This window comes from Fodinibius roseus (assembly GCF_900129315.1).
Classification (GTDB): domain Bacteria; phylum Bacteroidota; class Rhodothermia; order Balneolales; family Balneolaceae; genus Fodinibius; species Fodinibius roseus.
The window spans coordinates 70,896-82,769 of the sequence record NZ_FQUS01000001.1 but is presented as its reverse complement, the minus strand read 5'-3'; the positions used below and the strand labels follow the sequence as shown (position 1 = coordinate 82,769).

Sequence of the window (11,874 nt, the reverse complement as noted above, 5' to 3'; positions counted from 1 at the left end):
ATAATAGCAGAAAAACATTGCCTGGTCTTCGTTGAGTTTTTTGACGAAACAAAATAGTCATAGACAACATCGACATTTTTATACTGATTTCTTATCTTAAAAGCCACTTTGGAGAACTTGTTGTGCGCTTTGTTTTCAAAGAGACCTTCAGTGTCCATTAGGCCTGCAACTATTGGTTTGGCAGGGATGCTGACGGGAATTGACTCACGTTACATACTGTCGATTCGGTTAACCGCATAACGGGTTCTGGAATATTTCTGTACAGAATGTCATGTTATTCTTCTCTACACTGAGTTGATTTTTTCCTATGAAAAAAGTTGCGTTTAAAACCCTGGGCTGCAAGCTGAATTATTCGGAGACGATGACAATCCGGAAAGACTTCGAGGAGGAAGGATATGATGTCATCGAATTTGACAGCCAGGCCGATATCTATGTCATCAATACCTGTTCGGTCACCCAGGGCGCCAACAGCACTTGCCGGAAGACGGTCCGCCGTGCCCTGCGCAGAAACCCGGAAGCCTTTGTAGCGGTCATCGGATGCTATGCGCAGCTGGAGCCCGGTGAAATTGCTCAAATTGATGGGGTCGATGCGATACTGGGAGCCGAAAACAAGTTCAGGCTCCTGGAACTTTTTGACGATTTCCACAAACGCTCGGAGCCCATGGTATATCATTCGGATGTCAACGAGGCTGTTGATTTCCATAACGCATTTTCAGCGGATGACCGGACCCGGGCTTTCCTGAAAGTGCAGGACGGCTGCAGCTACAACTGTTCTTTCTGCACCATCCCCATGGCGCGCGGGGAGAGCCGGAGCCCCCGGATCTCTTCGGTTGTCCGGAATGCCGAGCAACTGGTGGAGGATGGCTTCAAAGAGATTGTAGTAACCGGTGTGAATGCGGGTGACTTCGGCCGCGGCACGGATGAGAACTTTTTTATGCTTCTGCGGGCATTGGATCGGGTCGGGGGACTCGAACGCATTCGGTTCTCGTCGGTGGAGCCCAATCTGATGCATGAGGAACTGATCCGTTTTACCGCCGGATCCGGCAAGATTCAGCCTCACTTCCACATGCCGCTTCAGAGCGGCAGCGATGAGATGCTGGGACTGATGCGGCGGCGCTACCAGTCGGAGCTGTACCGGCAACGGGTCGAATTGATTAAAGAACTTATGCCCGAGGCGGCCATCGGGGTGGATGTGATTACCGGTCACCCGGGCGAAACGGATGAACGCTTCCGGGAATCCTACGATTTTGTTGACAGTCTCCCGGTCTCTTACCTGCATGTTTTTACCTATTCCGAGCGGCCCGGTACCCATGCGCTTGAGATCGAACCGAACGTGCAGGACAGCGTCCGCAAAGAGCGCACCCACAAATTCCGCCGGTTATCCGAAAAGAAGAGATTTGAATTTGACAGCTCGTTCTGCGGGGAGGTTCGGGAGGTCCTGTTCGAAGGGGCCGACCATAACGGGGCGATGCTCGGGTGGACCGACAATTATGTCCGTGTAGGCATTCCGTACGATCCCCGCCATGAAAATAAAATACTGCCGGTGCAGCTCGGGGCCCGTTCAAAAGAAGGCTACCTGATCGGCGAATTAACCCCGGAAGCCAAGAGGGAACAACGGGTTATCGCAGAATTAGTAGGCTAAAGAATATATGGCAGATTCAAATTTAACCCCGGACAAACTGATTGACAATATCATCAGCTACATCAGGAACGAGCGTGACCTATACGGTGATTTTACCATGAGGCAAGAAACTGCCGGACAACCTGATTCACGGGATAAGGACCTTACTCAACAGGATAATGAAATGGCCCCGGAATCTTCGTCCCAACCTCAAAAACAACCAAACGCAGCCGGAACCGGGGATGACGCTTCCCAAGCACCAAAACAACAGCCTGCTTCCGGTGCCCGGGATAGTGCTTCTTCGGATGGTGATGATAATATATACCAGCACATTGAACAATGCCAAACCCTTGAAGAGCTGGAGGCGCTCTGCCGGAAGGCCGACATGCTGCGTACCGACCTGAACGATACCCAGCTGGTTTTTGGTGTTGGTAATCCCCATGCCGATCTCATGATCATAGGCGAAGCCCCCGGGGCCGAGGAAGACCGGCAGGGCGAGCCTTTTGTAGGGAAAGCGGGGCAGCTGCTCAATAAAATTCTGCACTCCATCAATTTTACCCGCGATGAAGTCTATATCGCGAACATCCTCAAGCACCGTCCCCCGAACAACAGAAATCCCAATGCTGAAGAACGGGAACGGAGCCTCCCCTTTCTGCTCAGGCAAATAGATCTGATTAACCCCAAACTTATTTTGTCGCTCGGCAAGGTATCGTCCCAGACCCTGCTGGACAAAAATGTTTCGCTTTCCAGGATGCGTGGCAAGTTTCACAATTTCCGGGGTAATTATGAGTTGTTGGCAACATACCACCCGGCCGCTCTGCTCAGGCACCCGAAATGGAAGCGCCCGACCTGGGAAGATGTACAGCTGCTACGCAAACGATACGATGAGCTTGGCTGCGAGCCTTAATTTTTCTTTTTGATACCGGATTTTCTCTTCGTTTAAAGCCGTTCATTTATTATACTTTATGATACCTGTTATTTTCCGGTTATCCCGAAAGTACTGGTACAGTATTATTGCTCATCCATACGCACTAACAGTTTTAATACATTAGGTTTTCTTTTTCGAATGGCATCACAAGGGTCCGATTTTAAGAATAATACGCCGCGACAAACACTTGATCAGGAAGGCCGGCTCCCCCCTCAGGCTGTGGAAGTTGAAGAAGCCGTGTTAGGCTCCATGCTGATTGAGCATGAAGCGGCTACCGTAGCCCTGCAAATGCTGTCACCGAGAGATTTCTATAAGCCGGCACACCAGCACATTTTTGAAGTACTGCATGATTTGTATGAACGCGATAATCCCCTCGACCTGTTAACGGTCGAAAATGAATTGCGTGATAAGGGCCTGCTGGATACCTGTGGGGGGGCGGGCTATCTCTCCGAGCTCACCCGGTCGGTCAGCTCAGCTGCCAATGTGGATTATCATGCACAAATCATAGCCGAAAAAGCAACCAAGCGGAATCTTATCCTTGGCTGCACGGACATTATCAAAGAGGCCTACGACAGCTCTTCCGATCCCTATGACGTGCTGGACAAGGCTGAACAACGTATTTTCGATCTGGCCAATTCCAAACAGCGGGCCCAGGCACAGCCCATTGGCGACGTCCTTAAAGACACTCTTTCCTACCTGGAAGACATCCGGGGTAAATCGTCGGGCATAACGGGGGTGCCCACCGGTACCGATGTCGACAAAAAAACCGCCGGATGGCAAAATGGCGATCTCATCATTATTGCCGCACGTCCCTCGATGGGTAAAACCGCTTATGTATTGACTACGGCTCGCAACGCCGCCCTCCACCAGGACCCCAAGTTACAGACCAAAGTAGCTATTTTCAGCCTTGAAATGTCGAACCAGTCACTGGTGCAGCGCCTGCTTACGATGGAGGGACGCATCAACGCCCAGTCGGCCCGCTCGGGACGTCTCGAGGATGAGGAGTTTAAACGCCTGATTGACGCGGCGGGACGTCTTTTTACGGCCGACATCTTTGTGGATGATACGCCTGGACTCAGTATCATGGAACTGCGCACGAAATGCCGGCGGCTGAAAAGCGAGCACGATATCGGACTCATTGTTGTGGACTACCTCCAGTTGATGACGGCCTCCGGCAAGGATTTTGGCACGCGGGAACAGGAAATCGCCTCTATTTCACGCGGACTCAAAGCCCTGGCCAAGGAGCTTAACGTCCCGGTCGTCGCCCTCTCTCAGCTGAGCCGTGCCGTTGAACAGCGGGGCGGCGACAAGCGTCCCCAGCTCAGTGACTTGCGAGAATCCGGCTCCATTGAACAGGATGCCGATGTCGTCTGTTTTCTTTACCGGCCGGAATATTACGGCATCAAAACAACGCCAGAGGGACAGTCGACGACGGGACTGGCAGAAATTATTATCGGCAAGCAGCGTAACGGTCCCACGGGCACCATCCCCCTTTATTTTGTCGAGGATTATGCCCGGTTCGAGAACCTGACTTCGGCCGACTCGGGACCGTTTGGGGGCGGTTCCGGAAATTCAGAAGACGCTCAAGGCGGGAGCGGAACACCGCCCATGGGACATAATCCCGGTTCAGGCGGTGAGGCTCCCTTTTAGGAGCCGCTGATACGCTGAAACAACATTACAGCGAAACCTTGCTCTCACGCTTGGGATCTAAATCATACAGCGACGAAACCGTAGCCTGCACGGTCTTATACCAGTCATTGCCGTACTTGTCATTGATTTCGTAGAAATCCGAAAAATCGGGCTTGCGAACCTTCATCTTCCACTCCTGGTTTTTGGCCTTATAGACCGGGTCCACATGCAACAGCTGGTGAAACAGCACCATTTCACGGGTCTTCTGATCCAGCATATCCCACAACTCTCCCGATATTTCAATCAGATAGTTGTTGCCGGAGTAATATTGCACTTCACGCGACGCTTTGACACATTTAGCGGCTTTATACTTCGAAAGGTTCGGGTATACCAGGAAATAACCGATTTCAGCGGGACCGAAATCCAGATTTTCCCGCTCGATTACAGTTTCCGCTATTTTAGCGATTTCCGGGGATTCCATCAGCTGTTTGTTACTGTGGGCAACGGTATCTCCGGGTTTTAAAAAATCATTGTCTTTCATGAACGATGTTTCTGTTTGCAGTTCGAAATTTCAAGTATCCAAAGGTATGGTTCTGCCGGGATCTTTTCATCCGTTATCGAAAATAACTTATGGATAAAAGTACCGTTCTACCCGGCCCGATTCGCCTGCGCCCTCAACATACGGTGCAGATAATTTAATTGCCCCAGATGATAGGTAAGATGTCCGTACAGGTGTATAAGTGTTCCTCTTTTTGTCTCTCTATAAGGCAACTCAAGGGGAAATTCCTCCGCAAGTTCTTCCCCATCCATCTCCCTGAATAGTTCGCCGAGCGTATCTTTCAAATCTTCTGTGGCCTGTACCAGCTCTTCTTTGGTAATACCGGTAGTACTGAACTCCCGGCTGCGATCCCGCCTGTAGCCGGTATCTCCCATACCGTGACCGATATAGTGGTTGAGATTGCCAATCATGTGCTGGGTTAACACACCACAGCTGTTTGTTACCCCCTCCGGTGCGGTCCAGAGCAGGTCATTCGGAATAGCACGCAGGTTTTCTATCAATTGATTTAAACTGCGTTCATATAGAAAACGTAGGTCTTGTGGTAGTGAATCCGTATTCATAAAAATAGTGTTTGATTACTCTTCCAGCTGGCAGTCGGGACAATAATAGATCTTGCGTCCCCCCGTTTTCTCCTCCCGTATAACAGCACCGCATTTGTGGCAGCGGTTATCCGTTCTTTTGTATACAAAAAATCGCTGGTCCCTTCTCCCCGCACCTTCCCTTTTTAACGCCTCCACAATGGAGGGATCGTTGGTAACACCCCCCGTCTCATAGGAGCGCCTGGAAAGTTTTACGGTAGCCGAAGCCAGCGCTTCTTTCTCATCAGCGGAATAATCCCGTAACTTATTGTGCGGGTCTACGCCGGCATAAAACATGATTTCACTGCGCAGGTAATTGCCGATGCCGCTGACAAATCCCTGGTCCAGCAACAGGGTCGTCAGTTTTCGATTCTGAAAGGCTTCGCCTCTGTACTGATCCAAAATGGCCTCATACGAGGTATCCGGATGCAGGACATCGGGACCTAATTTTTTTATGTAGGAGTGTTCGGGCACTTCCTCCGGGCGAAGCATCTCTATCTGGGAGGCAGAATACAGGTAGGCGGAGTGATCCTTGTTGTGAATAGCCACTCTCAGCTTCCGGTTGGTATCGGGCTGCTTACCGTTTTCACGCAGCATCCACTTCCCGTACAGCTGGTTATGACTATACATCACGCGGTCTCCCTCAAAGAACGTCAGGATCGCTTTTCCGCGGGCCTCGACATTTTCAACCTGTTTCCCCTTCAGTTCTGCTTCAAATTCCTTCAGAGTATCAAAAGCAAAATGAAGCCCGGTAATGGGTTTATCATTCAATGCATAGCTTAAAGAATCGGCTGTTCGCCAGATTTCGGGTCCTTCAGGCATACGGTATCTGTATATTTTAGATGATACTTAAAGTTACCAAACTTACAAATATATGCTGCCAATCGTTCAGTAAAATCGTAATCGGGCCAGAAGTCTGCCGGGCGCAGAGGCTACACTACGTGTCGGAGGTCCCATTTTGGAGCTTTTAAGACAAATACCGCGCTTTTCAAGGAGGAAAGATTTGGAATTTGGCCGGATTCGAAGGTCTCACTATGAATTTTGCTAAGTCGATACCTAACCGGACCGCTGCAGGCTATCCACTTCCTGGACGGACTTACCACGCCATTCCGCCAGTTGCCGGGCGATACGGGAGCGCACGCTTTCTGCAAGGCCTTTAATATCATCACGGTCCAGTTCTCCCGTATCCAGGGGTTTGAGGATTTTCAGCTTGATATGCTTTGCCTGGCCGAATGTCCAGCTTTTTTTTGGCAGGGTATTCTGGGTCCCGTCAATAACCATCGGCAGTATCGGAACTCCCTCACTGACAGCAAGTTCAAAAGCACCATAAGCAAAGGTGTTCAATTTACCATTTCGCGAGCGTGTCCCCTCGGGAAAAAAAATGACCGAACATTGGTGGTTCAGGTAATAACGAGCCTGCTCAAATGTTTTATGGCGCCTGTCTCTGGCCTTTCGGTCCACCGATATATCTCCGGCCATCCGCATCATCCATCCCACTACTGGGACTTCAAAAAGCTCCTTCTTGGCCACCCATTTCATCTCCCAGGGCAAATTTGATATGAGCGGTATATCGGCCTGCGAAAGATGATTACACACCATTACATAAGGACGGCGATCGTCAATATCGGTATAACCGGAAATGGTAATCTTCCAATTGGGATTAATTTTGGAAATGGCCATTCCCAGGTTACGGAACAGCTTTCCGGTGTAATAGCGGGCCGGATCGCGATCATAAAGGCGGCGGACCGCAAGCATCGGCAGCCAAAAGAGGATCAGCAACGCTATTCCCATCCAGATGAACAGCGATTTGGCTCGGCTTACCATCGCTCAAAAGATCTTTGGAATAAAACTTTTGATAACACCGAGCAACCCTTTGGCCGGCTTCAGTGATTTCCGGTTGCGGACAACCGCCTGCTCAATGACCTCGGGCTGAAAGATATCGTCCTCGTAGAGGGGCTCGGCATGTTCTTTTCTTGGAGTACGACCCGATCGGCCGGATGGCTTCTTCTGTTTCGAGGTTTCTCTATTTTGCCCCTTCCGCCCGTCTTTGTCAGTCTTCTGGCTCCGTTTTCCATCTGCGGTCTGCTTTTTTTTCCGGACAGCCTCTTCCTTTTTTTGTTTTGCTTGCTCCGTTTCTTTAGAAGTTTTGGCTTTCTGCCTGCTCTGGCTCTTCTGCTTTTCCATTTGCGAAGGCGTCCCATTCTCCGTTGCCTTTACCTGTGTCGAAGACTTCTTTTGGTCCGTCTGCTTGTCTCCGCCCGAGCCCCGATGCGGGCGCTCTTTAGGTTCGCTCTTTTGTTGCTGACTTTGCCTGTTATCCTTCTTCCCGGATGCTTCACGGATGGAAAGCTGGTCACCGACCACATTTTTTATGGCATGGTAGTATTTCTTGTCCTTATTGCTGACAAAAGTGATGGCCGTCCCCGACTTGTCGTACCGCCCCGTCCTTCCGATGCGATGGATATAATCCTCCGGATTATTCGGAACATCAAAGTTGACAATAAGCGAGACGTCATTAATATCAATCCCGCGCGACAGTACATCCGTCGCTACCATCACGGGGTGCGTTTTGTTCTTAAAAAGACGAAGCGCCTCGTTCCGTTCCTCCTGGTCGCGGTCGCCATGCATACTTACCGCGTTGACCCCCCGCTTTTTGAGCATCCGCTCCACTTTATCCGTGCCCCGCTTCGTCGCACAAAAGACAATTGCCGTCTTGTATTTATCCGCATCAAACAGCTTCTCAAATAATTCCAGTTTCTCTTTGGGATGCACAAAGTAAATCTGCTGATCGACACTGTCGACCGGTTTGGATACTTCAAATTCTACCTCGGCAGGGTCCTTCATCACTTCATCGACCACTTTTTGAACCTCTTCCACCATCGTAGCCGAAAAAAGCATCGTCTGTCGATCGGTGGGAAGCTGCTTGACGATTTTCATCACATCGGGCAGAAATCCCATGTCGAGCATCCTGTCAGCTTCGTCGAGCACCAGGTACTTAAGGTGGCTAAAATCGAGATTCAGTACTTTCATCTGATCAATCAGGCGTCCGGGCGTAGCAACGATAATATCAACGCCAGCGCGGATAGCCTTGACCTGCGTGCCATAGTCACTCCCCCCCGTAACGGTGGCAGAACTAATGCCGGTGTGATAGCCGAGCGCAAAAACCTGCTCTTCGATCTGCTGGGCCAGCTCCCGGGTAGGCGACAAAATAAGCGCCTGCGTATGCTCCGAGGGATGTTCAATAATCCGCTGCAGCAGCGGAATAACAAAGGCGCCGGTTTTACCCGTACCGGTCTGGGCCGCACCGATCACATCCCGGCCTTCCAAAATTAGCGGTATACATTCGTCCTGTATGGGGGTAGGTTCTTCGTAACGAAGGTCCTGCAAACCAAGACGAAGCTCATTACTTAATGTAAACTTCTTAAAACTCAAAGGTATCCTGTATTTATTGTTAGTTGTAGAAAACCTTGAAAAACCGTTCGTTTGACCAATATCCGGCTGTTCAAAGCCCTCTTGTGTATGAAACAATTATATAGCCCGAATTTCTCACCAGGAAATTTACTCGTGAAGAAGGCCAACCGCGAAAAAGTGGGTGATTGTATGCCCGTCCGCAAATCAAACGTTTGAGATTCAGCACGGCATACCGGCCCATTTTACAGTTATGACTGAGTGTGGTCTGTTATCACGTTTTAAAAAAAGATAACGATAATGATTTGTCAGTCAGTGTCCTATATTTGCTCCACATCTCTATATGGTAGAAATTTGGGTGAATGTCCTTAAAGATACGATTTTATATCCAATTCACTTAACTTTGACCACAAATTTTTTATAGGCCGAAATTTTGGATAAATTCAACGCTTAATTAAAAATTCAAAATTAATGATCGTAATGACCTCACAAAAGATAACACTCTTCATTTCTATACTATTTGGTGCTGCGGCCTTCTTCACAGGATGCAGTTCGGATTCCGGCACTGCTTCAACAGAAGTAACCTTGGAAACGAATATTGACAGCGTGAGTTACAGCCTCGGCTATCAAATCGCCTCCATGTCACTAAAACAACAGGGGATGACCGATATTGATGTTGATAAATTTGCCAGTGGATTAAAAAGCGCGCTGGAAGATCAAGAGTCCAGTCTCTCCCAGTCTGAGATGCAGCAAGTAGTACAGGCGTACCAGATGGAGGCTCAACAGCGGGCACAGAAAGAGCAACAGGCGGAAGCTCGGGAAAACAGGGAACAAGAAGAAGAATTTTTAGCTGAAAACAGGACTAACGAAGGAGTACAGGTTACCGATTCCGGACTTCAGTACAAGGTATTGGAGGAAGGATCCGGCACCTCCCCCGACTCTTCCGATGAAGTGAAAGTACACTACACCGGTACGCTCCTGGACGGGACGAAGTTTGACAGTTCTCATGATCGCGGCGAGCCCGTGCAGTTTCCCCTGGATCAGGTTATTGACGGCTGGACCGAGGGACTGCAGTTGATGAAAGAGGGCGCTAAATACCGCTTCTGGATACCCTCTGAGCTCGGCTATGGCCCCAATCCACGTCCCGGTGGAGCTATTGGTCCGAATGAGACGCTGGTTTTTGAAGTCGAGCTCCTCGAAGTCAATCCCCCTGATGAGGCATCCACCGGCAACTAACATACATTTACCTTATATAACCAGTGTTACCCTGAACTCGATCTGATAAATCAGCACGGTTAACCTCCTCTTTTCCGTATTCTTTCGTCGGAGACAGGGGTTCTTAACAGGAATAAAGCAAGGCAGGGCTATCTAACTCTGCCTTGCTTTTTTTATGTATATGGAATCGAGAAAGCAGAAATATTGGCCTGTACCGAAGCCCGATCGAATTCAAAAACGCAGTATTTTAACCGGGATTACCCAACAGGAAATTTGGTCGTGAGCGAGGCGAAGGAAAAATGGCAGCAGGAAAGTACTTGTATCATGTAACCTTGAACACATCTTGTTTTTATTCAATGAACGGCACGGCTCAATATCGCAGCGCTTCGCGTCTGCACTCAAATTTAAGATAGAGGAGACGGTACTACTTAAGTCCCGTCTGAATCATCTTCAAAAGCTTACGCTTATTCACATCAAACCGCTTGTTATAGTCCTTCACGCTCCGGTCAATAACCTCAAACGCCTCATTCCGGCCATAAATGTGCGTAATTTCACACTCGCGCTTTTCATCGCTGAAGGGTTTTGCCTTATAGGTCAGAAAATAGTGAGAGAGCCGGTCGATCATATGCTTGGGAATTTCCGAAATATCCCGTATCTGTCCGAAAGAGGCATCCCCGCTTAATACCGCAACGATTTTATCGTCGGCCTCCTCCCCGTCAATCATACGCAGTCCCCCTATCGGAATAGCATCCAAAATTAAATTGCCGTGGGGAATATTCCGTTCTGTAATCACACAAATGTCCAGCGGGTCGCCGTCGCCTCTGATACCGGACCGACCGGTTTTCTCCATACAAAATGCAGCCACTTTCTCAGCACACAAGGTCCTGGGGACAAAGCCGTAGGGGGTGGGACAAATATTTGAAAAGCGCTGCGGCCGGTCTACTTTAAGATAACCGCTCTCTTTGTCCAGCTCATATTTCATAGTATCGCCCGGAACCAGTTCGATGAATACTTTTATTTTATGAGGCGCATCCTCGCCAATATTGATACCGTGCCAGGGATGGGGTTTCGAAAATAATTTTATGGATTCTAAAAAACGTCGGATCTGGTCTCTTTCCATTTTTTTATCATTGATCGGAGATTAAAAAATTGAATAGCTAAAAGTACGAATTTTTTTGAGCCTATGACTACTAATAATGAGATGAAAAATAAAAAAAGAGCCGACTTTTACATCGGCTCTTTTAAAAAAATATGCTGAATAAATCTTAATTACCCATATTAACCAGGATCATAATATCGGCCACAACCTCGGCTTCGGCATCGCTGTCAGCTGAAAGCAGGTTCTCAACCAAGGTCTCGACAGCGGCATAAAAAGCAGAATAGGCTTGTACGATTGCACCGGTATCCCCACTCGCTTCAATGCTTGTCTCCAGGGTAGCCTTGGCACCGCCCGCCCCGTTAATCTGGCTGTTGATGCTGACTATTGTTTCAGCGCTTGCTGAAAATTCCTGTTCGAGAATATCGATGATTTTCTCATTGTACGTGGTAAACAGGCTTTTTATCTCATTTTCGCCGGCCGCAGCATTCGCTCGTAATCCTGTTCGCAACTCGGCTCCGGCATCGGCGGCAGTCTCCACAGAAGATTCCGCAATATCAGCCGCTTCCATGCGAGCCTGGCCGCCCTTCACGATAACAATATTGACATGTAGATTGGCTACTTGTAATAACAAACTGCAAAAGGGAAGGCGTTAACAGGAGGCAAGTTCGAGCAATCACGGAGTCCGCCGCAGAGGAAAACCCCCAACCACTCATCATGACGAATTACAAAAAACAGGAAAATCCCCTTAAAAAAGAGAAGGGGCCGGCTTTCAACCAGCCCCTCCTTGTACGTTGGCTTTTCGGGGTACAAATCAATGGTCACAAAGGTAACCAAGGA

The 11,874-nt window shown here is 49.1% G+C and carries 11 protein-coding genes; 4 read left to right on the top strand and 7 right to left on the bottom strand.

Annotation, left to right across the window (positions count from 1 at the left end; genetic code table 11):
- Positions 1-307: 307 nt before the first annotated feature.
- The 3 genes from mtaB (at position 308) to dnaB (ending at position 4,199) form a co-directional block, all read left to right on the top strand.
- On the top strand, positions 308-1,642 hold the full coding sequence (gene mtaB / locus BUB16_RS00335; RefSeq protein ID WP_073058831.1) for a tRNA (N(6)-L-threonylcarbamoyladenosine(37)-C(2))-methylthiotransferase MtaB: 1,335 nt from the start codon (positions 308-310) through the stop codon (positions 1,640-1,642).
- Positions 1,643-1,649: 7 nt separating this feature from the next.
- A complete protein-coding gene (locus BUB16_RS00330; RefSeq protein ID WP_073058830.1) occupies positions 1,650-2,528 on the top strand; it encodes a uracil-DNA glycosylase family protein in 879 nt (292 codons plus the stop codon).
- Positions 2,529-2,687: 159 nt separating this feature from the next.
- Entirely contained in the window at positions 2,688-4,199 is a 1,512-nt protein-coding gene (gene dnaB / locus BUB16_RS00325; RefSeq protein ID WP_073058829.1) for a replicative DNA helicase, read from the top strand.
- Positions 4,200-4,224: 25 nt separating this feature from the next.
- Here the strand turns inward: dnaB and BUB16_RS00320 are convergent, their stop codons facing one another.
- The 5 genes from BUB16_RS00320 to BUB16_RS00300 form a co-directional block, all read right to left on the bottom strand.
- Positions 4,225-4,719 carry a putative metallopeptidase gene (locus BUB16_RS00320; protein ID WP_073058828.1) on the bottom strand — a complete coding sequence of 165 codons (495 nt, stop codon included), beginning with the start codon at positions 4,717-4,719 and terminating at the stop codon, positions 4,225-4,227.
- Between the two features lie 107 nt (positions 4,720-4,826).
- Positions 4,827-5,297 carry a DinB family protein gene (locus BUB16_RS00315; RefSeq protein WP_073058827.1) on the bottom strand — a complete coding sequence of 157 codons (471 nt, stop codon included), beginning with the start codon at positions 5,295-5,297 and terminating at the stop codon, positions 4,827-4,829.
- A 15-nt stretch (positions 5,298-5,312) separates the two neighbouring features.
- Complete coding sequence (gene nei, locus BUB16_RS00310) at positions 5,313-6,137, bottom strand: endonuclease VIII (protein WP_073058826.1); 825 nt, start codon at positions 6,135-6,137, stop codon at positions 5,313-5,315.
- A gap of 234 nt (positions 6,138-6,371) precedes the next feature.
- Complete coding sequence (locus BUB16_RS00305) at positions 6,372-7,139, bottom strand: lysophospholipid acyltransferase family protein (protein ID WP_073058825.1); 768 nt, start codon at positions 7,137-7,139, stop codon at positions 6,372-6,374.
- 3 nt (positions 7,140-7,142) lie between these two features.
- Positions 7,143-8,747, bottom strand: coding sequence for a DEAD/DEAH box helicase (locus tag BUB16_RS00300; protein WP_073058824.1), 1,605 nt, complete (start codon positions 8,745-8,747; stop codon positions 7,143-7,145).
- A 456-nt stretch (positions 8,748-9,203) separates the two neighbouring features.
- On the opposite strand from BUB16_RS00300, the gene bamJ reads away from it, so the two are divergent.
- Positions 9,204-9,959: a BamJ family beta-barrel-assembly machinery protein gene (gene bamJ, locus BUB16_RS00295; protein WP_073059128.1), complete on the top strand. Its 756-nt coding sequence runs from the start codon at positions 9,204-9,206 to the stop codon at positions 9,957-9,959.
- Between the two features lie 403 nt (positions 9,960-10,362).
- On the opposite strand, the gene BUB16_RS00290 is transcribed toward bamJ, so the two are convergent.
- Complete coding sequence (locus tag BUB16_RS00290; RefSeq protein WP_073058823.1) at positions 10,363-11,058, bottom strand: inorganic pyrophosphatase; 696 nt, start codon at positions 11,056-11,058, stop codon at positions 10,363-10,365.
- 145 nt (positions 11,059-11,203) lie between these two features.
- Positions 11,204-11,668, bottom strand: a complete 465-nt coding sequence (locus BUB16_RS00285; protein WP_139240126.1) for a hypothetical protein — start codon at positions 11,666-11,668, stop codon at positions 11,204-11,206.
- Positions 11,669-11,874: the final 206 nt, after the last annotated feature.